This window comes from Rhodococcus sp. Leaf247 (assembly GCF_001426185.1).
Lineage (GTDB): Bacteria > Actinomycetota > Actinomycetes > Mycobacteriales > Mycobacteriaceae > Rhodococcoides.
In genome coordinates this window covers 780,591-803,409 of sequence record NZ_LMRP01000001.1, presented here as the reverse complement: position 1 = coordinate 803,409, position 22,819 = coordinate 780,591, and the positions used below count along the sequence as shown (strand labels likewise).

The following is a 22,819-nucleotide window of genomic DNA, read 5'->3' as shown; positions in this document are numbered from 1 at the left end:
CGTTTCGCCGAGCACGCCGACCGGTTCGGTGGAAGCATCCTGACATGACGAAATCGGTCCCCGACTCGCTGCCACCCCAGGTCGTCGTCCTCTTCGGCGCTACCGGTGATCTGGCGAAACGCAAACTTCTGTCCGGCATGATGCACCTGGTCCTGTCCGACCTCGCGCCGCGGATGCGCGTCGTCGGCACCTCGCTCGAGGCGATGACCAGCGACGAGTTCCGTGCGATGGCCAAGGACGCCGTCGAGAAGTTCTCCTCGAGGACGCCGTCGGACGAGGAGTGGGCGGCGTTCGCGAAACGTCTCACCTACGTCTCGCAGTCGGACGGCCCGCAAGCCCTCTCCGATGCTGTCGCGAACGCGGAGAAGGAGTTGGGCGAGGGAACCAGGCGGCTGCACTACCTGTCCGTGCCGCCGTCGGCTGCGCTGGCCGTCATCGACATGCTGTCGGACGCGTCCCTGGTGGAGCGGTCTCGCATCATCATGGAGAAGCCGTTCGGCACCGACCTCGCCAGCGCGATCGACCTCAACGCCGCGGTGCACCGAACCTTCGCGGAGGAACAGATCTTCCGTATCGACCACTTCCTGGGCAAGGAACCGGCGCAGAACATTCTCGCCTTCCGCTTCGCCAACGGACTGTTCGAACCGATCTGGAACAGGACGTTCATCCAGCACGTCCAGATCGACATCCCGGAGACGCTGGGTCTCGACGGGCGCGCCGGGTTCTACGAGTCGACGGGTGCGTTCAAGGACATGGTGGTGACGCACCTGTTCCAGGTGCTGGCGTTCACGGCCATGGAACCGCCGACCGCGCTCGAGCCCGACGCGATCAAGGAGGAGAAGAACAAGGTCTTCCGGTCGATGCTGCCCATCGATCCGCGCGAGGTGGTGCGCGGGCAGTACTCGGGGTACCGGCAGGAGAAGGGGATCGCCCCGGATTCGGACACCGACACGTTCGTGGCGCTGAAGTGTCACATCGACAACTGGCGATGGGCGGGCGTGCCGTTCTACCTGCGCACCGGCAAGAAGATGGCCGAGGGCCAGCGCATCATCTCGATCGCGTTCCGTGAGCCGCCCAAGTCGATGTTCCCGGCCGGATCCGGTGTCGGGGCTCAGGGACCGGACCACCTGACGTTCGACCTGACCGACTCGTCGAAGGTGTCGCTGTCGTTCTACGGCAAGCGTCCTGGCCCGGGGATGCGTCTGGACAAACTCAGCATGCAGTTCGCGCTGCACGAAACCGAGAGTGCCTCGGACGTTCTGGAGGCGTACGAACGGCTGATCCTGGACGCGATGCACGGAGACCACACCCTGTTCACCACCTCCGAGGGCATCGAACGCCTGTGGGAGGTGTCGGCGCCTCTGCTCGCGGATCCGCCCCCGGTGCGGACCTACGCGCCGGGATCGTGGGGTCCCAACGCGATTCATTCGCTCGTGGCCCCCGACGCGTGGCGCCTGCCGTTCGAGAGGGAGTGGCGCGAGAAGAAGTGACCGCTCACCCGCAGGTGCTGGGTGCGGGTTCGCCGGCGTAGCGGCCCCGAAGCCATTCCGCGGGTGCACTTCCCAGGTCGAGGATGCCGTGGCCCTGCCCTGCTGCCTCACGTAGCTCGACGGTGTCACCGAGTGCACATGCGCGCCGAACCGCGTCGATCGTCCACGCCGGAAGCGTGAGGGTGTCCAGGTCGCCGTACCCGACGAACATCGGTGCGGTGGCGGCGCGGCGAGGCACCCCCGCGTCGGACAGCCACGCGCGCAGGCGATCTGCAGCAGCTCGATCGACGGGGGCGTAGTCGGCGGGCGTGACGCTCTCGGCGATCGAGCTCTGGAGGCCGCTGTTCTCTCCCTCGCACGCCGTGAAGACGTCGCGACGATCGAACAGTTCCCCGTGCAGATAGTCGCTCGTCACCAGATCGGGATGCGCCACGGACAGTCCCTTCAGCACCGACGGGAGCAGGATCACCTGCTCGCGGGTCAGCGTGCCCTCCTCCATCGCGGACACGACCGGCGTGAGATCGGTGGCGGGGGACATGCTGATCGTTCCTGCGAGCCGCAGTCCGCCGCCGTAGTCACCGGCCTGCTCGTTCGCGGCCCAGACCGCCTGACCTCCTTGGGACACTCCGTATCCCACCCAGGTCTCGGATGTCGCCGGCTCCACCTCACGGGCGGCGCGGACGATGTCGATGACATTGAATGCGGCAGTCGTGGAGTCGAGATACGGATGCGGGCCCGGTGCCCCCAAGCCCTGGTAGTCGGTCATCGCCACGACGTAGCCATTGGCGAGGAACGGGATCACGGTGGTCAGCGATCCGAGCAGTCCGATGCGACGTGACGGAGCGCATCGTGTGTCGGTTCCCGTCGTCGCGTGTCCGACGGACACGATGGGCCATCCTCCGGACGGCGGTTCACCCTTGGGTACGAGCACCAATCCACTGACGGCCGTGGTCGATCCGTCGATTCCGGACGTCGATCCGTACAGCACGCTCACCGACGTGGACGTCAGCGATGCGAGCGCGGGGTAGCCCGTGAAGTCGACAGGGTCCGCGAGCAACGTGCCGGGGGCGGCGGACGTCGGTGTCTCAGGAACGTCGGACGGTGCCGACGTACATGCCGCGCAGGCCAGCACGACGGCCACGAGGCCCGCGAACGACTTCCCGCACGCGGCCATGCTGCATCACTCGATACCGCGGAGGAGGGCGACCGGGTCGGCGCAGGCTCGGGCCAGCGCTCTGTCGACGACCGCGACGTCGATCATGCCGCCGCAGAACGAGGCGGAATACGAACGGCCGCCCTGGACCTGGGAGATCAGGACCGAGATCCCGTCGGGACCGTCGGGTTCGAGCGCCGCGGTCATCTGCCGGGGCCGACCGTCGTCACGCCAGGTGAGGTGGTCGTAGAGGGAGAGCGTGCCCAGGTCGCTGACGGCGAGTCGCGGACGCTCCGGAACCACGACCACGTCGTCGGGCGGAGGCGGCGGGGACGTGCGGTGGCCCTTCATGGCGGCCTTGGCATCGGCGAGCGCGAGAACGGCGACGGGCCATCCCGAATCGATGACCTCCTTCATGACCGTCGCGACGTCGCCGGGAGTGGGGAGGGTCGGGAGTTTCACCGGGATGCCGATGGCGAAGTTCCCGTGCTCGGCCCGGTGCGACGCGTCGAGGTACCGGCGGCAGTTGAACAGGATCATGACGTGCTCGTCGAGATCCACACCCTCACTGCGCAGCGCGGCGATCACCAGAGCCACGGACACCGACGCACTGGTGGCGCCGGGAGCGTGCTCCTTGCCCCAGGCTCGCAACGCGGCGACCTGCTCCGGAGCCATGTAGGCGGCGCGAGTGGTCTTGGACTCGGCCCAGTGCTCGATGCGGCGCGTGGCCGGTGCGCTGTCCCGACGCTTGTGGTGGGCGCGGAGGCGCCAGAAGTCCCGTGCCGCAGAGGGTGTGGAGCCGAAGTGTCGACGGACGGCACTCCAGGTCGCGTTCCGAGGGAGTGACGGGGCCATGCTGGCGGCCATCGCGTGGCCGGGATCGGACGCCGCGGCGCCGACCATGGTGACGCCCATCTGACCGTCGCCGACGCCGTGCGAATAGTGGACGACGACGTAGTCGCCGCACAGCACTATCTCCACGGGGGCGCGCTCGCCCGGACGGGTCCGGACACGGTCCATCAGTTCACCGAGATCGTCGGTCGCCAGATCGGGCCGGGACGTTACAGCTGTTCCCGACGCGATGTTCTCGCGGTAGTCCCAGTGCCGCCGGTCCGCCCGCGCATCGACGCGGATGCGGGACGCCGGCGATGCCGTCTCCGCAGCGGTCAGCATCGCTCGCACAGAGTCCTCGTCGAGGCCCACGACGGGGCCGATGACCGCGAGCGTCTGAGCCGGCGCGAAGGTGCGGTCCAACTCCGAGGACGCGTAGGTGCTTCCGGACTTATGTCGCGGCATCGATCACCTCCTGCATCCGGGCGCGGAAGTTCGCTCGGGAGAATCCTTCCGCCCACACACGGATCTCGGTGCGGTCGAACTGGTTCGGGTCGAAGGACGACATCGCGTCGGCGAAGCCTGCGACGATGTGATCGTCCGAACCGGGGGAGATGTGCAGACCGGTCGTGCCGTGGATGACCGAGTCGACGGCGCCGCCCTCACCGAGCGCGATGACGGGCGTGCCCGTCGCCATGGATTCCACGGGGACGATGCCGAAGTCTTCGATGCCGGGCATGAGCAGTGCTCGCGCCGTGCGGTGAAGATGCAGAAGCTTCTCGTGCGACACGCGACCGAGGAACACGGTTTTCGGACCGGCGAGGGCGCGGCACTGCTCCATGGCTCGGCCGTCGCCGGCGACGATCAGCGGAACGTCGGCGCGAGCCGCGGCGCGGATCGCGATGTCGGGTCGCTTGTACGGAACCAGGCGGCCGGCGAGCAGGAAGAAGTCCTCGCGTTCCACCGTCGGGTCGGGTGTGAAACCTTCCGTGTCCACCGGCGGATGCACCACCACCGCGTCGTCACGCCCCCACCACTGCGAAATGCGTTCCGCGACAGCGGTCGAGTTGGCGACGACCGTCGTCAGGCTGGGAGCGGCGCCCGTTTCGCACCGACGTGCCACCGCGGAGAGTGCCGTGAGGATCGCGGCGCCGGCCCGGCCGCCACCCTCTCCGGCACGCAGTTCGGGATCCCACGCCCACCGTGCGGGGCTGTGGACGTAGGCGATCACGGGTGCGTCGGTGGCATGGACGGCTTGCGTCGCGAACGCGTGATGGCTGACCACGACGGCCTCGGCATCCCGGAGCGGGAGACGACGGAAAGCGCTGGGCATCAGGGGAAGCACGGGAGCGTACGAGCGCTGACCGATGCCGTTGTAGACGGAATTGAGCCACGTGGTGTGCGGGGGAGTCGTCAGACCGGCAGGAGTCCCCTCCGGTCGGGCGATCGGGGCGTACACCTGCGCACCCGGCCACTGCAGGGCGAGTTGCTCGACGACGTGTTCCGAGCCGGCGACCTCGGTGAACCGCTCGTGGACGATGGCGATCTTGTCAGTGTCTGGCATTGTTCTCGACCTGCTTGTCGGGGCGTCGTTGGATGACCGGTTCGGACGGGCGCCGACGTCCGGACGGTTGTACCACGAGGTGGGTACGGAGTCCGAAAGCGCGCAGGCGCCGAAGTGCGGCCTCGGCGGTCTTACGGTCACGCCCCTTGGAGGACAGCAACACCACCGCCGTCTCGACGTCGTGCACATCGATGAACGTCCACCACTCGCTGGCGAGGTCGGCGCCGACCAACGCGTCGGGGTGACGGGGTTGCCCGCCGGGTGATGTCGCGGTGGGCGCCGGGTAGACGGCGTCGTCGCCGACGAGCACCAGGACGTTCTGTTCGGTGCGTCCGCGGTTCGCGGCGTGGCGGGCGCCGACGGAGCCCGTGGAGTTCGGTGCGGCACCGCGTTCCGACGCGGCGACCGAGGCAGCGACCACGGGCGGCAGACCGGTGGTCACGGTCGGGTCGAACTCGGCACCGTATTTCCGCGAGATGCGCCGAGCCCACGCGCGGCTGGGTGTGCGGCCCAACCGGCTACGCAGCAGGACGATCACTTCGGCCGCGACGATCAACGCGAGCAGCGCGGCCACCGACGCCTCGGACACGGGCTTGGGGGAGACGGGGGCGGTGCTCTGTTCCGGGACGGCGAGAACGACGAGTTGGTCCCCGCCTCCCGTCGACTGCAGTTGCGTCAACTGGGTTCTGAGGTCCGACAGCGACTGGTCGGAGGCGGTGCGCGCCGGATCGCCGGGAATCAGCTGAGCGTTGCGCGCTTCCTCGGCGGCGATGGCGCCCTGGATCTGCTCGAGCTGACCCTGCGCGTTGCGTGCCGCCGTGGCCGACGACGCCTGCGACACGGTGGCCACCGTCGTGCGGACCAGCTGCAGAGCCTGTTCGGGCGAGTCGGCGGTGACCGTGAAGTCGAGCAGCGCGGGCGAGGTCCCCGGTGTCAGTTCCAGATGCGAGGCGAGCGTGCCCGCATCCCACCCCGTGTCCACCTGCGCCAGCACCTGCTCGAGCACGTCGTTGTCGGCCGCGAGGCCGATGAACGGCGCACGGAGCTGCTCGATGAACGCGTCGCCGGGCACGATCTCGCCGGCCGGTTCGATCTCGGTGACCACGGTCGCCGAGTACTGCTTCTCCGTCATGAACTCGCGGAGGCCGAATACTGCCGCTCCGACGAGGAGTGCCACGAGAAGGGCCGGGACGACTGCGCGGCCGAGTTCACGCATATGACCCGCCAGGTCGATCGGCGGGGGAACGTCACCGCGGTGCACCGGGTCGTCTACGGGAGCCAACCGAATCTCCTCGAATCGCTCGTGCGAACGCGCACAATGTCGCGGATCGACATGTCCCATTCGATGATACGCAGGTCGCGGTTCACCCCAGGTAATGCCGAGAAGTGGTGTGTCACCCTCTTGTCGGAATGCCGGTTTCTGTCCTCCAAACCGTCCTGACGCCCATTGTGGTGCGTCGGGGAATGGTCGATGCGAGCCATTTCCGCGGCGCTCATGCGATCAACTCGGAATACAGCGCCGGAAGTGTCACGGCGCTGTCGTGGCGCGCCGCGACGGTCGCTCGGGCGCGTCGCCCCATCTCGGCGCGTGTGGAGTCGTCACCGAGGAGAGTGCGCAGCGCGTCGGCCAGGGCGCCGGAGTCGCCCGCGGGCACCAGGATTCCTTCTCCGTGAGCGAGGAACTCGGTCGGCCCGCCGTGATCCGACGCGACGACGGGAAGCCCGTGCGACATCGCTTCGAGGACCGACAGGGGACCGGCCTCGGGAAGCACACTGGAGGACACGACGACGTCCCATCGACGCAGAACCTCGTCGGGATCCACGTGGCCGAGGAAACGCACCCGACCCGCGAGGTCCGGACGTTCTGCGCGAGCGCGGAGTTCGTCGACATAGTCCTGGTCTCCGGAGAAATTGCCCCCGGCCAGTTCCACGTCCACGCCGTCGAGCCGGGCGATCGCGTCGAGAAGGACGAGGTGGCCCTTCCAGGGAGTCAGCAGTGCGAGCATGCCCACCACCGGTGGAGTCCGCGTCGCCGCGAAGTAGTCCTCCACCGGCCACGGCACGCCGTACGGCACCACCTCGGCGGGCAGGCCGAGGTCGCGGACCGGAGCGGCTGCCGCCTCCGTGCACGCGACCGCGCGCCGCACCACGCGTCGACTGATCGAGACGACGGCGCGTTGCCGACCGCTGGCGACGGCGTCGTGGACGAGCCAGGACACGCCGCGCGGGGGTCGGGCGAGTTGCGCCGCGGGAAGGGCGAACAGAGAGTTCACGACGGTGGCGGTGCCGGGGCGTCGCGACAACGAGCGGATGGTCCGGGCCGCCGACACCCACCGCGCCGCCATCCGTGCCGCGGCCAGGATCCGAGCCGGTCCCTGCTCACCGCCGAGACCCAGCTCGGGAATCGCCACATGCTGCGCCTCCGGCGGGAGTGCCTGCGCCAGCGGACCTTCCGGGCACACGACGGTCACCGCCGCGCCGGACCGTACGGCTTCTCCGACGACGGCGAGCAGCATCTTCTCCGCGCCCGAGATGTTCGAGGTGTGGCCGACGAAGACGGTGTTCACGAGTCCCTCCTCGACAGCACGAATCCGGTTGCTCCGACGACGACCGCGGCGACGACGGACACCAGGAACCACAACGCGGGCGCGGCGTCGACGGCCAGCGTGGCGACCGCCGTGACCGCCGCGGTGACGACCGCCAGCGAGAGAACGGGCATCACGGCCAACAGTCCCGACATGGGCATGCTGCGCTCGATGACGATCCAGAGCATCACCACCGTCACCGCGAAGGTGACGACGGTCGCGATCGCGGAACCGTTGTAGGACAGGTGGGGGATCAGCACGATGTTGAGCGCGATGTTGAGCGCGAGGCCGAACAGAGCGACCACCGGATAGTGCCGCTGCATTCCTGCGGATGCGAGCAGGAAGATGCCCAGCAGGATCAGTGACATCAGGGCGGCGCCGAGCACCAACAGTCGGGCCGCGTCGGAACCGGCCGTGAACCGCTCCCCGTAGAGCAGGCGGATCAGCGGTTCGGCCGACGGCCAGAATCCCGCGACCGCGACGGCACCGAACGTCGCGAAGTAGATTCCCGCGGAACGGGACCGGGCCCGGAACACCGCGAGCTCGTTCGGCCACGCCGCCACCAGCAACGTGCTCACCGGCGCCACGGCGGCCAGCGCGATCGTGTCCATCATGTCCGAGAACTTGTAGCCGATGGAGTACAGGCCGACGGCATCGAACGTGTCCAGCAGACTCAGCATCAGGACGTCGATCTTGAGCATGGCGATGGTCAACGCGAAGCCGATGGCCAGCGGGACGGCCTCGCGCAGATACGCCCCCCACCTGCTGACGTCGATGTGCCGGGACGGGCGTAGGCCGACCGAGCGTCGCCGAACGGCCAGACCCTTGCCGACGGCCCGGAACGCCTCGTTCGCCACCGCGGGTAGGACGAAGATCAGCAACACCGGTGCGAACACCGCGGCCAGGATCGTCAGGACGAGTTGCAGGACCTGGCCCAGACTCTCGACGACCGCGACGAGCAGCATTCGATGCCGAGCCTGGAACAACACCGACAACGCGTGGGACGGCGTCGCGAAGACGACCACCAGTCCGCCCAGCGCCGTCGCGAGAACGACCTCACCGGGGTACTGCAGGATCAGCACGTAGCCGACGGCGAGGACGTACCCGACGACACCGAGAACCGTCCGTAACGCCAGGAACGACGATGCGGTGCGGCCGATCTCGTCGGCGTCGTCGTCCATCAGGCGAGCCAGGACCACACGCCCCACCCCGAGATCGGTCACCACCGACATCAGGCCCAGGAGCGCGAAGACGAAGCTGAACTGGCCCCATCCCTCCGGGCTCAGCGAGCGGGCGACGATGACGCTCCCGACCCACCCCAGGCCGGCGACGATCACTCGCGACGCCAACACGGCGATCGTCGCGCGCGCCGCGGCCTTGGGGTCGGCGGCCAGAGCCCGGTAGTCGGGTGCGGCAGTCTCCGAACCGTCGCCGACGATGTCGTCGTCCATCAGAGGAGTCCGGCTGCGCGGTACGCCGCCGCGGTGCGCTCGGCCGTCCGCGCCCACGTGAGGTCCGCCATGGCGTGCAGCGCTTGGGCGACGAGGTCCTCACGGGCGGCTGCGTCCAACAGCAGGGGTCGGAATGCGTCCACCCAGGACTCGACGCGTTCGTCGTCCAGCAGCACCGCGCCCTTGCCCACCACTTCGGGGAGCGCTCCCACCGCGCTGGCCACGACGGCGCCGCCGCAGGCCATCGCTTCGACAGGAGGCAGTCCGAACCCCTCGTAGCGCGAGGCGTACGCGGTGATGGTGGCGGCCGAGTAGAGGGCGGGGAGGTCCTCGACGTCGACGTACCCGAGGCCAGTCGCATAGCGGGGAGCGGATGGACCGGTCGACCCTGCACCGGCGAGAAGGCACGGAACACCGAGCGTCTCGGCGGCGTCGGCGACCAACTGGACGTTCTTGCGTGGCTCCACGGTGCCCACCTGCATGACGAACGTGTCGGGTAGCGAGTACTTGGCCCGCACCGCCTCGACGGCGTTCTCGTCGGGCGGCGTCGCCCATGCTGCCGGGGCGAGTTCGACCACCGCGGCGTCGCGGCCGCTGACGGCCTTGATGCGATCGGCCGTGAACCGGGACACCGCGATGAGGAGATCGGCCGTCCGCAGCGATCGCCGCACCAACCGTTGCTCGCCGGCCGCGCGGAACCGACTCGATGCCGACGGCATGTCGATGACCGAGATGTCGTGCACGGTCGCAACTGTCGCGCCCCGAGAGATCAACGGGAGGTCGACATCCAGGCCGTGCACCACGTCGTGCGAGCCGACCGGCAACGCGCCGAGTACCGCGCGCACAGCCCCGCCCGACACCGGTCTGACCATCGGCCGCACCGCGCGGGGAAGCTCGCCGACGGCGTCCTTCTGCACGACCGCGGCGAGGTCGGTCCCCGACAGATGCTGGGGGAGCTCGTTCAGGAGCTCGCGGATGTATGTCTGGACACCGCTGCCTCCCGGTCGGAGGGCGAGGGCCCCGAAGACGATCCGTGTTGTGCTGCTGCGCATCCCACTACTCCTAACAGAAGCCAGAAATACACGTCGATAGGAAAGATCTCGAAATAGGTGGCCACGAGCGACGCGAACATCGCGGCGACGATCGAGGCCCCCACCCCAAGCGAGAGTGCGCCGTCCTGCCCGGGCAGTGTCCGGGACAGTCGGGTACACCAGAGCAGCGCTGTGATCAACAGCGCCAGCACGGCCCAGAGTCCGATGGGGCCCAGTTCGAGAGCTGTCTTCACGTAGTAGTTGTCGGGCTGGTAATTGGTGGACAGTCCGGAGAACGTCGTGCCCTGAGCTGTCGAGATCCGGTCGGCGGCAGCGCCGCTGGACCCCAGCCCCTCTCCGAACGGGTGGGTCTTCACTTTCTCGATCACTTCGTTCCAGCGGCCACCGCGTTCGTTCAGGCTGCTGGAGGAGAAGAAGACCGAGGTGATCTTGGGGACGAACGGGAGGATCGCGCCGACGAGGGCGGCGACGATCACGAGAAGTCCGCCGAGAGCGCGGAAGCGGATGATCGCCATGTAGATCAGTCCGACGGCGAGGCCGAGCAGCGCCGCGCGCACGATCGCACTGGACATCGCGATCACCATGAACGGGCTCGCGCACAGGAACAGAAGGTTCCGTCGTCGCCGGGGATCCGCCAGTGCGACAGCCCCGCCGACCAGCAGCGACAACATCACGTACAGACCGAACGGGAACGGGAGGTTGAACGTGCTGAACGTGCGCAGCAGGCCGCCGGAGGTGCGCACCTGGGTTCCGTACTCGTAGCCCAGCGACACCAGGACAGCGGGACCGACGGCCAACTGGGCGAGTCCGACGAGCGAGGTGAAGGCGCCCATTCCCATCAGGACGGTGACCAGGTGATCGCGATCGCGGGCGTCGAACGGTGCGAGCCACAGGATCGCGACGAGCAGCAGGTAGAAGAACGTCACCTTGATGCCCACGGTGCCGATGACGCCGAAGGACAACAACGCCGACGCGACGCCGAACACGACGAACAGCGCAGCCGCCGGCCACCACGGCATCAACAAGGTCGGCGCGCGCCCGGATCGTGCCCGGCTGCGACGGATGTACGCGGATCCGAGCGTGAAGATCACCAGACCTTCCTTCCACCCGGCCACGATGCCCGGCAGCGGAAGGATGGCCAGGAGACCGTTCAGCGGCACGAACGCGGCCAGCACGAGCACACCGACCTGCGGGCGATAGAAGACCGCTCGCGCGACGAGGAACGCGGCGAGGAGAACGAGCGCTGCGGCGAAGGCCTCGACGACGATCATCGGGGCACCACCGTCAGTCTTCGGCCTTCTTGAGCACGGCGGCGATCGTGAGGAAGAGGATCTTCACGTCGAGTGCCAGAGACCAGTTCTCGATGTAGTAGTTGTCCCACTCGGCGCGATCGGCGATGGACGTCTGGCCGCGGAGACCGTGTACCTGAGCCCACCCGGTGACGCCGGCCTTGACGCGGTGGCGTTCGCCGTAGCGTCGGATCTGCATCTCGAACAGGTCGACGTAGTGCGGTCGCTCCGGTCGCGGCCCGACCAGGCTCATGTCGCCGCGGACGACGTTGAGCAACTGGGGCAACTCGTCGAGCGAGGTCTGGCGCATGAGCTTGCCGATGCGGGTACGACGGTCGACGCCTTCGACACCTCCGGGCGCAGAACCCTCGACGCGCGCGAACTCGGCGTCGGACGCGCGAGGCGGACGCATCGACCGGAACTTGAGGCAGCCGAACGTCTTTCCGTCGCGGCCCACTCGGTCCTGGGAGAAGAAGATCGGGCCGGGCGAGCTGGTCTTGACCAGCAGCGCCAGGATGAGGAACACCGGCGAGAGCACCAGGACGCCCAGGCCCGCGAGGACCCTGTCCATGACGCCCTTGACGAAGAACTGCCATCCCTTGGGGTCGGTGTGCGGCAACACCATCAGGGGAAGTCCGCCGAGATGCTCGACGCGGGTGCGCACGCCGACGGTGTCGAACAAGCGCGGAACCAACCAGACGCGCATGCCGTTCGAGTGGGCAGTACGGATGGCCTTGACCAGACTCTCGGTCGGAACGTCGGAGAATCCGATGACGAGCTCCTCGGCGCCCGTCTGCTCGATGGCCTGCGCCAGCTGCGCGGGATTGCCCATGTAGGGGACGGCCAGCGCCTCGGGAGTGTCCGGCTCCGGATCGATCGCAGGGGCCTTGTCGAGCACGCCGACGGGGTCGAGACCGTACTCGGGGAACTGATGCATGCGTGACGCCAGTTGGTGCGCGATCGGGCCGCCGCCGATGATGAGTGTCGGAGCCGCCGACTTGTGGTTCACGCGGAGGTAGCGCTGGATCGTGGTCCGCAGGAAGCGAGCCACCGCCACCAGGATGCCCGCGGCGATCCACACGCGGACCATGAAGAGGCCGGGCCGGTACTCGGTGCCCACGACCAGCAGGATCGTCAGGACCAGCAGAGTGGCCATCGCGACGGACGTCTCGACGGGACCGATCTCGTCGAGGAAGTTCCGTCGGAGGCCGCGCCGGTAGAGCGAGCGGGACGCCAGGATGAGCAGGACCAGTGGCACGAACAGCCACGGCACCCAGCCGTAATCGATGTCGCCCGATCCGGGCCACAATCTCGCCACGGCGACAGCCACGATCGCCGCCGTCGCATCCGCTGCGATGGTGACCATCGTGTGTGCAGGATCGACGCGAAGACGGTCCGCTAATCCACGTTCCTTGGACACCCTCGTGGCAGGGGCGTTGCGCTGCAACGTATCTCGCGATTCCAGTGTTTCTGACACAGGATTCACTCCGTACGGACCTAGTGGTTGACCGACCGAGATCAACACTAGACCATTCTTCGGAGTTGTCTTCTCAGAATGGTCACGGCGCCATTACGGAAAAGCGACCGATAGACAGAGAATCGACGCAGAAATGTAGATCACGCCCGGAATGGTTCGCTCACTCGAAGATTCGCTCGCGAACCATCCACGCAATGTCCTTGAGTACCTGTACGTGCCCCGTCGTCCACTGACGTGGTTCGGCGTCCCAGACGCACAGCGTGCCCACCGCGTGACCGCCGTCGTCGACCAAGGGGATGCCGAGGTAGGAGATGAAGGTCTTGTCCACGACGCCGGGGTGATTCCTGAACTTCTCGTCGAGGCGGGCGTCCTCCACCAGCAGTGGTTCGCCCTTCGCCACGGTGTGCTGGCACATGCCGGCCTCGAGAGGGATGGCCCGCGGCCGCTCCTCCTCGGGTCCGAAACCGAGTGCACTCTTGATGAACTGGCGGTCCTTGTCGATCAGCGAGATCGCGGCACCCGGCACCGACAGCGCATCGGCAGCCATGGCGACGATGCGGTCGTAGGCCGGTTCGGACGGGGTGTCGAGAAGCCCGGTGGCCTCGACAGCGCGAACACGATCGGGATCGGTGACGATCGACGGTTGCTCGGATGCTGCCGGCGGCGTGGAGGCAGGAGTATCGGGCACGGGATCAGCTGTCGCCTCGAGGCGTTTGAGCAGATGGCCCAGATCGGTGTCGTCGGCCTCGGCGAGTTCCTTCACCAGGCGTGTCACGACGGCACGCCGGACATAGGCGGGCACCGTTTCGCCCACCCGCACAGCCTGCTGTTCCAGAACCTCGTTCAGGCGGGCATCGAAGCCGTCGTTTCCCGTCGTCATTTCGCCGATACTAATGCAGGTGTCTTCGTGTTCGAGCGATGTGGCGAATCGTGGAATTCGGAGCCTTTCCGGTGTCCGTTTTCGCTGGTACGCCCCATGCGGCCCCCGCTGTTAGCCTTGGCCGGTGATCACCGATCGGTCTGTTTCTCGTCCGAGGTCGACTCGGCGCAGACCCGGTGCCGAGTTTCTCCGGCGGTGCTCCCTGTCGGGAGCCGCCGTCCTTCTCGTTCTCGTCGGTGTGCCGATACCGGCGTCCGGCGCTCCGTCGGGCGAGGTGCCGCGGTGCGTCGCGGAGTCGGACGGCGTCCGGGTGGGCGGTTCTCCCGGTGGATCGTTCGGCTTCCTCTCGGACGAGGATCTGGGCAGCGAACTGGATATCGCGCGTGACGCCGGGATGTTCTCGGTACGGATCGACATCGACTGGTCGGTGGTGGAGCCGCGGCCCGGTCGGCGGGACTGGGCGTCGACCGATCGCATCGTCGACGCCATCGTCGCGCGAGGTATGTGCCCGTACGCGATCGTCACCTACGCCCCACCGTGGGCGCGAGTGGCGACGGCGGTCGATCAGCCGTACGCGCGACCGGCGAGCCCGGACGCGTTCGCAGCGTTCGGGGCACTCGCCGCGGAAAGGTACCGCGACCGAATTTCGTTGTGGGAGGTGTGGAACGAGCCGAACATCACCACGTACTTCGCGCCGAGGCCCGATCCCACGGTGTACGCGCTGATGCTCCGGGCGACCTACCGGGCCATCAAGGCTGTGCAGCCCGAGGCCCTGGTGCTGTCCGGCGGAATGGCCCCCGCTGTGGACAACGGGATCAACATCTCACCCAAGACGTTTCTGACGCAGATGAACTCGCTGGGTGCCAACCGATACTTCGACGCGTTCAACGTGCATCCCTACACGTGGCCGTTCCTGCCGAACGATCTGTCGACGGCGCAGTGGAACACGGCGATGGCGATGTGGCCCATGCACGACATCATGGCCGGGGCCGGTGACGGGGAGAAGCAGATCTGGATCACCGAGATCGGTGCGCCCACAGGGACGAACGCGAACGCGATGTCTGCCGACGGGCAGGCCGAATCGATCGCGATCATGATGAATGCTCTACTCGGCAACGACTGGTTGGGCCCCGCCTACGTCTACAGCATCCGTGACTCGGGCACCGACCTCGGCGACACCGAGCAGAATTTCGGCATCGTCGAACGAGACTTCACTCCGAAGCCGGCCCTTTCCCGGATCACCGAGTTCACGGCGGAGCACTCGACGTCCTGACGTACCACGACAGCAGCACCCCGCCCATCGGACGAGGTGCTGCTGTCGAATCTGTGGAACGTCAGCGTGCGCGGTAGCTGTACGACGTCTGTCGGCCCGCGAAGTCGAGGTCGCGGCCCCCGGACAGCAGTGCGACGGCCAGTGCTGCGACACCGACGAGAGTCAAAGCGATCATGGTGTTACCTCCACATCGAGCGAGTGCGGATCCCCCTGAACCGCACTGGCGAGAACGGATCTCGCTGACACCATGATTCCCCGCAGAAGGTCCGTTTTCACCGAAGTGAGGGGCACCCCACGTCTCGCCGGACCGGGCGACGCACGTCACTTCTATCCGTGTAGACGGGTAACTGTTACTCCCGCATACCGTCGGCCAGCTCGAAGACCCGGCCCACGTACCGCGAGACGAAGACGTCGAGTGCGTGATCCGACAGTTCCGCGCAGCCGACGCGTCGGAACCAGTGTTCGAGGTCGACCAGTCTGTCTCCCAGTGCGACACGATGATCGTCGAGTTCTCTGAGCTCGTCGGCGACCGCGCGCAGCTCGAGGACCTTGTCGTTCACCGCGCTCTGCGTTCTACCCGAGTCGTCCATGGCACTCATCGTAGCCGTGTTCGAACGTATGTTCTAGTGGTCGAGAACGACGCACGTCCGTCGGATGCGGGTTGTACGGTGACGCCGTGCCGAACCGCTCCCGCCGCCTCGTGCGTGCGCTCGTGACCATGACCGCCTCGATGTCCCTCGCATTCTCGCTCGTCGGTGTCGCGCACGCGGACGGCACGACTCCTGGAACGCTGGTGAGCTCGTCCGCATCACCGGCGCCGATTCCCGGCAGCGTCGACGCAGCACGCATCACCTACTGGTCCGTGGGGCCGCGCGACGAGGCAGCGCTGAGCACCGGCGGTGTCTACCTCCCGCCCGGCCAGGCGCCGGCGGGTGGGTGGCCGGTCATCGCGTGGGCGCACGGCACATCCGGTCTCGGAGACGATTGCGCGCCGTCCGTCGTAGGACCCACTCTCCCGGAACGGGACTTCCCCTACCTCTCCACGTGGCTGCAGAAGGGGTACGCGATCGTCGCCACGGACTACGTCGGTCTGGGCACACCCGGCGTCATGGCATACCTCGACGGCAAGGTGCAGGCTCACAGCGTCGTCGACAGTGTGACCGCAGCGCGGGCGCTGTACCCGTCCCTGTCGAACCGGTGGGTGGCCATCGGTCAGTCGCAGGGAGGTGGCGCTGCCGTGACCACCGCGCGATACGCCACCGAGTACGGGGGAGAGTCGCTCGACTACCTCGGCGCCGTGGGGACCGGCGTCCCCGCCAACATCGAACTGGCGCTTCTTCCGCTGGGCCCGGGTGTCCCGCCCGTCGCGATTCCCGACGGCCTCACCTCCTACGTCTTCTACATCCTCGCGGGACTGCGCAGCGCGCACCCGGAGATCGATGTCGACTCGTACCTCACCCCGCTCGGCAAGCAGTGGGTGGATACGGCGGAGACCATGTGCGCCATGCCGTTCCACGACGCGGTGGCAGGGCTGAAGCTGGGGGAGATGTTCTCGCGGCCGTTGGCGCAGATCCCGAATCTCTACGGCGTGCTCAACGACTACATGGGGGTGCCGACGTCGGGTTACGACCGGCCGGTGTTCATCGGACAAGGTCTGCGCGACATCGACGTGCCCGCTCCGTCGGCACTGTCGCTCGCCGCGGCGATGACCGCGAACGGTGAGCCGCTGACCTTCAAGACCTACCCGGGGGACCACAGCCAGACCTTCCGTGACTCGCAGCCGGACGCCGTCGCCTTCGTCGACGGATTGTTCGGTCGCCGCTGACGGCCTGATCCCGTGCCCTCTCAGCACCGTCTCAGTCACCGGGGTGACACTGGGTCCATGCGAGTTCTGGTGACCGACGACGATCGTGCCGTCCGTGAATCCCTGCGCCGGTCCCTCACCTTCAACGGATACACCGTCGACCTGGCCACAGACGGCCTCGATGCACTCGAGAAAGTGGCCGCCGAGCGGCCGGACGCGTTGGTACTGGACGTCATGATGCCGCGTCTGGACGGGCTCGAGGTGTGCCGGCGGCTGCGGAGCACGGGCGACGATCTGCCCATCCTGGTGCTGACGGCTCGCGATTCGGTGTCCGAGCGCGTCGCCGGTCTCGATGCCGGGGCCGACGACTACCTGCCCAAGCCGTTCGCGTTGGAGGAACTGCTCGCCCGTCTGCGCGCGTTGCTGCGCCGCACCGGGGGTGAACTGGGCCCGGACAGCGAGGTGATGTCGTTCGCCGATCTGTCCCTGGATCCGGTCACCCGCGAGGTTCACCGAGGCGAGCGGCCCATCAGCCTCACGCGGACGGAGTTCTCGCTGCTCGAGATGCTTCTGGCCAATCCGCGTCGTGTGCTCAGCCGCAGCCGCATCCTGGAGGAGGTCTGGGGGTACGACTTCCCGACGTCCGGCAACGCCCTCGAGGTCTACGTCGGCTACCTGCGTCGCAAGACCGAGGCGGACGGCGAGATCAGGCTCATCCACACCGTCCGGGGCGTCGGGTACGTGCTGAGGGAAACGGCACCGTGAATCTTGCTCCGTTCGGGCGCTCGACTGCCCGCAACGGTGTCGGTACGCAGGCGGAGCCGCTCGACGTGAGAGGGCAGATGCGTCCGCCCATGCCGCTGACGCGGTCGGTGTCGCTCCGGTGGCGGGTGACGTTGTTGGCTGCGTCGGTGGTGGCCATCGCGGTGGCGGTCATGGCCATCGCTGCCTACGCCGTGGTGTCCCGCGCGCTGTACGGCGACGTCGACAACCAACTTCGGACGCGCGCGTCCGCGCTGATCCAGACGAACCTCGTCGCGTTCGATCCCCGCTACGTCGCCGGGGCGACGCTCTACAGCACGGACGTCAGTGTCGCTCTCATCTTTCCGGACCTGACCAAGTACGTGCCGCCCGGTTCGACGGTGCCGATCGGCGACCCGGAGATGACTGTGGCGATCGGGCAAGAGGACTCGTCGCTGCGCACCACATCCGGTGCGCGCGTGCTCGCCGAGCGCACCCAGGACGGCAGCACCTTGGTCATCGCACAGCGACTGGCACCGACGGGGCAGGTGCTCGACCGCCTCGCCTGGGTGCTCTTCGTCGTCGGCGGATGCGGCGTGGTGCTGGCCGCAGTCGCCGGGACCGCTGTGGGGCGGACGGGTCTTCGGCCCATCGGTCGGCTGACTGCCGCTGCCGAACGCGTGGCACGTACGGACGACCTGACCCCGATCCCGGTGACGGGCAACGACGAACTCGCCCGACTGACCGACAGTTTCAACACGATGCTGCGAGCGCTCGCCGAGTCGAGGGCGCGCCAGTCGCGCCTCGTCGCGGACGCCGGACACGAACTGCGGACGCCCCTGACCTCGCTGCGTACGAACATGGAGTTGCTCATCGCGTCGGGACAGCCCGGCGCACCGCGCATCCCGGAGCAGGACATGGCCGACCTGCGTGTGGACGTCGTCGCCCAGATCGAAGAACTGTCGACCCTGGTGGGAGACCTGGTCGACCTCGCACGCGAGGACGCTCCGGAGAACGTGTTCGACCGTGTCGACATGTCCGACGTCGTCGAGCGCAGCCTCGAACGGGTTCGCCGACGCCGCAACGAGATCGACTTCGTCGCCGTGACCACCCCGTGGATCCTGTACGGCGACCAGGCCGGTCTTTCGCGTGCCGTGCTGAACGTCATGGACAACGCGGCCAAGTGGAGCCCGTCCGGGGCCACCGTGCACGTGGCCATGGTCGCGCGGCCCGACGGACTGCTCGAGCTCACGGTGGCCGATGCCGGACCCGGAATCGCGCCGGACGAGCGGGAACTGGTCTTCGAGCGCTTCTACCGATCCACGGCGTCGCGGTCCATGCCCGGCTCCGGATTGGGGCTGGCCATCGTGCGCCAGGTGGTGCTCAAGCACGGCGGAACCATCGCCGTCGAGGATTCGGCGGCCGGCGGAACGCTGATTCGCATAGTTCTTCCCGGGGAAGCCGGTAACGCACAGGAGGCTGACATGACGGTCTCAGCGCCTTCTCAGTCCGAAGGGGCATCGTCGAGTCGGACGACGTGAGGTGACCGGCGAGTGCCGGACTCGGAGATGGAGCAGAACGCATGAGTGAGGACCGCACTACTGGAGACACCGGCCGCGACGGCCGGGAAGATCCCACGGCTCAGCAGCAGACACCCCCGCATCAGCCGCAGTACTCCGGGTGGGACGGTCGGTACCAGGGTGGCCAGCAGAACCCGAATCAGCAGCAGAACCCGTACACCCAGCCTTACCAGCAGAACCCGTACCAGCAGCCCGGACAGCAGCCGCAGTACTACGGCGCGACGTCCACGGCGACCGCGACGCGCAAGCCCGGTCGCGCGGCCTTCGTGGCGGGAGCGATCGCACTCGCCCTGGTGAGCGGCGGCATCGGCGGCGCGGTGGGAGCCATCGCGACCGATTCGAACGGTGGCGGTGTCACCAACGCCCTCAATCAGCCTGTGACGCAGGCGAACCCGGCTGCCAACGCGCCGGACGGGTCCGTTCAGGCCGTGGCACAGAAGGTGCTTCCGAGCGTCGTGCAGATCCAGGTCGCCGGCCGCACGGCCGAGGGTGAGGGCTCGGGCGTCATCCTCTCCTCCGACGGACTGATCCTGACCAACAACCACGTGGTGTCGGGTGCCGGCGCCGGTGCGCAGCTCACCGTGTCCTTCAACGACGGTTCGACATCGGGCGCGACGGTCGTGGGCGCCGACGCGTCGTCGGACATCGCCGTCATCAAGGCGACGGGTCGCAGCGGACTGACGCCGATCGAGCTGGGAACGTCGGACGGTCTGCAGGTCGGGCAGGGCGTCGTCGCCGTCGGATCCCCGCTGGGACTGGCGGGCACCGTCACCTCCGGCATCATCTCCTCGCTCAACCGCCCCGTCGCGACCAGTGGTGAGTCGACCGACCAGACGACCGTGATCGACGCGATCCAGACCGACGCGGCGATCAACCCGGGCAACTCCGGTGGCGCACTCGTCGACATGAGCGGCAAGCTCGTCGGCGTCAACAGCGCGATCGCCACGCTGGGTGCCGGCGCGAGTTCGTCCGAATCGCAGAGCGGTTCCATCGGCCTCGGATTCGCCATCCCCGTCGACCAGGCTCGCCGCATCGCCGACGAGTTGGTGCAGACGGGCAAGGCCACCCAGGCCATCATCGGCATCAGTGTTCCCAGCAGGGACGACGCGAACGGTGCGACGGTCATGGCCGTCACCGAGGGCGGACCGGCAGCGCAGGCCGGTATCCCCACCGGCGCCGTGGTCACCGAGGTCGACGGACGCGTCATCGCCAGTGGCGACGCGCTGATCGCAGCCGTACGCTCGCACGCTCCCGGCGACCAGGTGTCGGTCAAGTACACCCAGGGCGGCAACGAGCAGACCGTGCAGGTCACCCTCGGCACGGCCCCCAGTGGAGGCAACTGATGAAGCGACCCCGGATCGTCCGTGACGGTGGCCATCTGACGCCGATCGTCGGCCACATCGAGCCGAGTCGGATGAACTCCGATGCCGTCGAGGGCTTCGCGGCGATGGCGAGTGTCGGGCAGATGGAGACGCGTCTGGAGGCGGGCATTACGGTGAGCGACATGACTATGGATGCCGCGGTAGCCGGACGGGCGCTCGTCGTGATCGTCGACGATCGCACCGCCCACGGAGACGCCGACTCGACCGGACCCCTGGTAAGTGAACTGCTCCTCGAGGCCGGCTTCCTCGTCGACGGTGTCGTCGTCGTCAGCAACGACGAGATCGACGTCCGCAACGCGCTCAACACTGCGGTCATCGGCGGTGTGGACCTGGTGGTGTCCGTCGGCGGCACCGGTACCTCGCCTCGCGATGTGACACCCGATGCCACCGCCGAGGTGCTCGATCGTGAGCTGCTGGGTATCAGTGAGGCCTTGCGCTCGTCCGGCCTGGCCGCCGGCTCACTGGATGCGGGACTGTCCCGAGGGCTGGCCGGCGTGTCCGGCAGCACGCTCGTCGTCAACCTCGCGGGCAGCCGCGCCGCTGTGCGTGACGGTATGGCCACACTGACGCCGTTGGCCGCACACGTGATCGGTGAGCTGTCCAGCCTTGACGGCTGAGCCACCGGAGGATTCGTCCTCACTCGACGACCCCGCGAGCCGGGCCCGTGAACGACGGGCCCGGCTCGCGCGTGTGTTCGGCGAGGTACTTCCGGAGTCGACGAGCGACGATGCCGTCGGCTCCGAACCACATGGCGGTGATTCGTCCGGCCGCTCGGAGGAGTGGTTGAGGAGTCAGAGGCCTCCTCATTACGAATAGTTTGGTGTGATCCACATCACGTGAACGTTCACATCCCGCATCTCGTGTTGCATGTCTGTTAACCGGATATTCGTACAAACCGACTGTGCCACCCATGCGGTTACCGCAGGGTAGATGTTACTGGTGTGACTCGACGACCGACCGGGATGTCCGTTCGACGCAGGGGTGCGCCCAACAACTCGCACGTCACGGCTATTCCCGCAGCGTGTTAGCACAGTTTCGAGCGCTCGAGCTCCTTCCTGGTACCGGCGAGTCGCTTTCTCAAAACGCTTGTGACGCAGGTTCACATGAAGGAAACGTGGCCGGCGGATCCGAGACGTAACGCCGTGTGCGTAGGGATTGTCAGGGTTGCGAACTCCCTCTAAGGTTTCGCTCAGGTTCGACAGTGGGTGCTGAATCGATACGAGACAGCAACCAAATTGTGGTCCTGCACTGCCCGACACGTAAGCCACCAGCTTGCCGTCGCCGCCTGATACGGTTCGCTCGACGTGAACCGTTCGGGAGGAATCCAGAGCCCGACAGCGCACCTGAGGCGAACACGCCCCGGGACGAACATGATGAGGAAGTACATGACCGTAATTCAGAAGCCGCGGCGCAGCCGGGGGCTCAAGTCCATGCGTACCGCAGTGGTCGCCAGCGCCGCAGTTGTCGGCCTGGTCGTCGGTGGCGGCTCGGCATCTGCAGCAGTCGACGACTCGAACTCCGTCGTCGACGGTGGTGGCAACACCATCACGGTTTCGCAGGCCGACACCTTCATCAACAGCGTGTACCCGCTCGACGGAAACCCGCTGACTCGCGAGTGGTTCCACAACGGTCGCGCAATCGTCGAGGTCACCGGACCCGACGCTGCTGACTTCGAGGGCGACATCACTCTCGGCTACCAGTTCGGCTACCCGATGTCCCTCGGCGGCTCGCTCGAGTTCAGCTACACCACGCCGAACGTCTCGGCCGAGGTCGGCATCGACGCGGCAGGCGCTGGCACGGGTGCGACGCTCTCGACCAACGATCTTCTCCCGCAGCTCGCCACGACCGTCACCCTCGAGCCGGGCCCCGGCATCGAGGACGTCGAGGTCGGCACCGGCTCGGCTTCGGGCGAGCGCACCGAGATCCAGATCTCGAACGTGCACGGCACGGCGACCAACATCGCCGGCAACGTCTCGGTTCGCCCGTACGTGAAGGTCGTCTCCAGCAATGGCGACACCGCAATCACCTACGGCAAGCCGTGGCGCTTCAACTGATCCTGGCTAAGCCAGTATCGGTTGCCTGTTGACAGGTAGTTCGCTACCTCGGCAGAACTGAACACACGTACGAAGCCCCATCCGGTTCTCCGGGTGGGGCTTCGTCGTGTTCGTGAACGGCAACTATGGCGTCCGCAATGGCTCGTGGACTGTCACGACGGACCGAATGCGCACCGCCCCAGTCGCTTCCGCGAAACGGGGATCCTGTTGAAT

Annotated in this window: 20 protein-coding genes; 8 read left to right on the top strand and 12 right to left on the bottom strand. The window is 67.5% G+C overall.

Annotated features, from left to right (window positions below; all coding sequences use genetic code 11):
- Window positions 1-44 precede the first annotated feature (44 nt).
- Window positions 45-1,490 (top strand): glucose-6-phosphate dehydrogenase, encoded by a 1,446-nt coding sequence (zwf, locus tag ASG64_RS03750; protein WP_056070130.1) that lies wholly within the window; start codon window positions 45-47, stop codon window positions 1,488-1,490.
- A 4-nt stretch (window positions 1,491-1,494) separates the two neighbouring features.
- On the opposite strand, the gene ASG64_RS03745 is transcribed toward zwf, so the two are convergent.
- From ASG64_RS03745 to ASG64_RS03695, 10 genes are all read right to left on the bottom strand, one after another.
- Complete coding sequence (locus ASG64_RS03745) at window positions 1,495-2,664, bottom strand: lipase family protein (protein ID WP_056070128.1); 1,170 nt, start codon at window positions 2,662-2,664, stop codon at window positions 1,495-1,497.
- Window positions 2,665-2,670: 6 nt separating this feature from the next.
- Window positions 2,671-3,939: a hypothetical protein gene (locus ASG64_RS03740; RefSeq protein WP_056070123.1), complete on the bottom strand. Its 1,269-nt coding sequence runs from the start codon at window positions 3,937-3,939 to the stop codon at window positions 2,671-2,673.
- Window positions 3,926-5,038 carry a glycosyltransferase gene (locus tag ASG64_RS03735; protein WP_056070121.1) on the bottom strand — a complete coding sequence of 371 codons (1,113 nt, stop codon included), beginning with the start codon at window positions 5,036-5,038 and terminating at the stop codon, window positions 3,926-3,928. The genes ASG64_RS03740 and ASG64_RS03735 overlap by 14 nt, the downstream gene beginning before the upstream one ends.
- A complete protein-coding gene (locus ASG64_RS03730; RefSeq protein ID WP_197074755.1) occupies window positions 5,025-6,320 on the bottom strand; it encodes a hypothetical protein in 1,296 nt (431 codons plus the stop codon). The genes ASG64_RS03735 and ASG64_RS03730 overlap by 14 nt, the downstream gene beginning before the upstream one ends.
- 211 nt (window positions 6,321-6,531) lie before the next feature.
- The gene (locus tag ASG64_RS03720) at window positions 6,532-7,605 is read right to left on the bottom strand and encodes a glycosyltransferase family 4 protein (RefSeq protein ID WP_235579475.1); all 1,074 of its coding nucleotides are present in this window, start codon (window positions 7,603-7,605) and stop codon (window positions 6,532-6,534) included.
- Window positions 7,602-9,074, bottom strand: a complete 1,473-nt coding sequence (locus ASG64_RS03715; RefSeq protein WP_056072632.1) for a flippase — start codon at window positions 9,072-9,074, stop codon at window positions 7,602-7,604. Before ASG64_RS03715 ends, ASG64_RS03720 begins: the two co-directional genes overlap by 4 nt.
- Entirely contained in the window at window positions 9,074-10,126 is a 1,053-nt protein-coding gene (locus ASG64_RS03710; protein WP_056070118.1) for a glycosyltransferase family 4 protein, read from the bottom strand. The genes ASG64_RS03715 and ASG64_RS03710 overlap by 1 nt, the downstream gene beginning before the upstream one ends.
- A complete protein-coding gene (locus ASG64_RS03705) occupies window positions 10,036-11,397 on the bottom strand; it encodes an O-antigen ligase family protein (protein ID WP_056070115.1) in 1,362 nt (453 codons plus the stop codon). Before ASG64_RS03705 ends, ASG64_RS03710 begins: the two co-directional genes overlap by 91 nt.
- Window positions 11,398-11,410: 13 nt before the next feature.
- Complete coding sequence (locus ASG64_RS03700) at window positions 11,411-12,781, bottom strand: sugar transferase (RefSeq protein ID WP_082518049.1); 1,371 nt, start codon at window positions 12,779-12,781, stop codon at window positions 11,411-11,413.
- 271 nt (window positions 12,782-13,052) lie between these two features.
- The gene (locus tag ASG64_RS03695) at window positions 13,053-13,772 is read right to left on the bottom strand and encodes a GAF domain-containing protein (protein ID WP_056070112.1); all 720 of its coding nucleotides are present in this window, start codon (window positions 13,770-13,772) and stop codon (window positions 13,053-13,055) included.
- Window positions 13,773-14,010: 238 nt separating this feature from the next.
- Here ASG64_RS03695 and ASG64_RS03690 point away from each other — a divergent pair, with 238 nt between their 5' ends.
- Window positions 14,011-15,045, top strand: coding sequence for a beta-xylosidase (locus tag ASG64_RS03690; protein ID WP_235579474.1), 1,035 nt, complete (start codon window positions 14,011-14,013; stop codon window positions 15,043-15,045).
- Window positions 15,046-15,395: 350 nt separating this feature from the next.
- Here the strand turns inward: ASG64_RS03690 and ASG64_RS03685 are convergent, their stop codons facing one another.
- Window positions 15,396-15,635, bottom strand: a complete 240-nt coding sequence (locus ASG64_RS03685; protein WP_042574749.1) for a hypothetical protein — start codon at window positions 15,633-15,635, stop codon at window positions 15,396-15,398.
- Window positions 15,636-15,763: 128 nt separating this feature from the next.
- Between ASG64_RS03685 and ASG64_RS03680 the strand changes: the two genes are divergently transcribed.
- The 5 genes from ASG64_RS03680 to ASG64_RS03660 all read left to right on the top strand — a co-directional run bounded on the left by ASG64_RS03680 (window position 15,764) and on the right by ASG64_RS03660 (window position 21,169).
- Window positions 15,764-16,870: a lipase family protein gene (locus tag ASG64_RS03680; RefSeq protein ID WP_082518314.1), complete on the top strand. Its 1,107-nt coding sequence runs from the start codon at window positions 15,764-15,766 to the stop codon at window positions 16,868-16,870.
- A gap of 57 nt (window positions 16,871-16,927) precedes the next feature.
- Window positions 16,928-17,614, top strand: coding sequence for a response regulator transcription factor (locus ASG64_RS03675; protein ID WP_042574750.1), 687 nt, complete (start codon window positions 16,928-16,930; stop codon window positions 17,612-17,614).
- A gap of 77 nt (window positions 17,615-17,691) precedes the next feature.
- Window positions 17,692-19,131: a HAMP domain-containing sensor histidine kinase gene (locus ASG64_RS03670; protein WP_156148890.1), complete on the top strand. Its 1,440-nt coding sequence runs from the start codon at window positions 17,692-17,694 to the stop codon at window positions 19,129-19,131.
- 41 nt (window positions 19,132-19,172) lie between these two features.
- On the top strand, window positions 19,173-20,513 hold the full coding sequence (locus tag ASG64_RS03665) for a S1C family serine protease (RefSeq protein ID WP_082518047.1): 1,341 nt from the start codon (window positions 19,173-19,175) through the stop codon (window positions 20,511-20,513).
- Window positions 20,514-20,635: 122 nt separating this feature from the next.
- On the top strand, window positions 20,636-21,169 hold the full coding sequence (locus ASG64_RS03660) for a MogA/MoaB family molybdenum cofactor biosynthesis protein (protein WP_156148891.1): 534 nt from the start codon (window positions 20,636-20,638) through the stop codon (window positions 21,167-21,169).
- A 19-nt stretch (window positions 21,170-21,188) separates the two neighbouring features.
- Here the strand turns inward: ASG64_RS03660 and ASG64_RS22295 are convergent, their stop codons facing one another.
- Window positions 21,189-21,359: a hypothetical protein gene (locus ASG64_RS22295; protein WP_200933415.1), complete on the bottom strand. Its 171-nt coding sequence runs from the start codon at window positions 21,357-21,359 to the stop codon at window positions 21,189-21,191.
- A 578-nt stretch (window positions 21,360-21,937) separates the two neighbouring features.
- Here ASG64_RS22295 and ASG64_RS03655 point away from each other — a divergent pair.
- Window positions 21,938-22,606 carry an MspA family porin gene (locus ASG64_RS03655; protein WP_056072617.1) on the top strand — a complete coding sequence of 223 codons (669 nt, stop codon included), beginning with the start codon at window positions 21,938-21,940 and terminating at the stop codon, window positions 22,604-22,606.
- Window positions 22,607-22,819 lie beyond the last annotated feature (213 nt).

What these genes read in the sequence shown, in the direction of transcription:
- ASG64_RS03680 (WP_082518314.1), top strand. Translation starts at nt 15,764, where the DNA reads ATGACCGCCTCGATGTCCCTCGCATTCTCGCTCGTCGGTGTCGCGCAC.
- ASG64_RS03655 (WP_056072617.1), top strand. Translation starts at nt 21,938, where the DNA reads ATGACCGTAATTCAGAAGCCGCGGCGCAGCCGGGGGCTCAAGTCCATG.
- ASG64_RS03745 (WP_056070128.1), bottom strand. Translation starts at nt 2,664, where the DNA reads ATGGCCGCGTGCGGGAAGTCGTTCGCGGGCCTCGTGGCCGTCGTGCTG.
- ASG64_RS03675 (WP_042574750.1), top strand. Translation starts at nt 16,928, where the DNA reads ATGCGAGTTCTGGTGACCGACGACGATCGTGCCGTCCGTGAATCCCTG.
- ASG64_RS03660 (WP_156148891.1), top strand. Translation starts at nt 20,636, where the DNA reads ATGGAGACGCGTCTGGAGGCGGGCATTACGGTGAGCGACATGACTATG.
- ASG64_RS03700 (WP_082518049.1), bottom strand. Translation starts at nt 12,781, where the DNA reads ATGGTCACCATCGCAGCGGATGCGACGGCGGCGATCGTGGCTGTCGCC.
- zwf (WP_056070130.1), top strand. Translation starts at nt 45, where the DNA reads ATGACGAAATCGGTCCCCGACTCGCTGCCACCCCAGGTCGTCGTCCTC.
- ASG64_RS03665 (WP_082518047.1), top strand. Translation starts at nt 19,173, where the DNA reads ATGAGTGAGGACCGCACTACTGGAGACACCGGCCGCGACGGCCGGGAA.
- ASG64_RS03735 (WP_056070121.1), bottom strand. Translation starts at nt 5,038, where the DNA reads ATGCCAGACACTGACAAGATCGCCATCGTCCACGAGCGGTTCACCGAG.
- ASG64_RS03715 (WP_056072632.1), bottom strand. Translation starts at nt 9,074, where the DNA reads ATGGACGACGACATCGTCGGCGACGGTTCGGAGACTGCCGCACCCGAC.
- ASG64_RS22295 (WP_200933415.1), bottom strand. Translation starts at nt 21,359, where the DNA reads ATGAGGAGGCCTCTGACTCCTCAACCACTCCTCCGAGCGGCCGGACGA.
- ASG64_RS03740 (WP_056070123.1), bottom strand. Translation starts at nt 3,939, where the DNA reads ATGCCGCGACATAAGTCCGGAAGCACCTACGCGTCCTCGGAGTTGGAC.
- ASG64_RS03670 (WP_156148890.1), top strand. Translation starts at nt 17,692, where the DNA reads ATGCGTCCGCCCATGCCGCTGACGCGGTCGGTGTCGCTCCGGTGGCGG.
- ASG64_RS03710 (WP_056070118.1), bottom strand. Translation starts at nt 10,126, where the DNA reads ATGCGCAGCAGCACAACACGGATCGTCTTCGGGGCCCTCGCCCTCCGA.
- ASG64_RS03695 (WP_056070112.1), bottom strand. Translation starts at nt 13,772, where the DNA reads ATGACGACGGGAAACGACGGCTTCGATGCCCGCCTGAACGAGGTTCTG.
- ASG64_RS03685 (WP_042574749.1), bottom strand. Translation starts at nt 15,635, where the DNA reads ATGGACGACTCGGGTAGAACGCAGAGCGCGGTGAACGACAAGGTCCTC.
- ASG64_RS03705 (WP_056070115.1), bottom strand. Translation starts at nt 11,397, where the DNA reads ATGATCGTCGTCGAGGCCTTCGCCGCAGCGCTCGTTCTCCTCGCCGCG.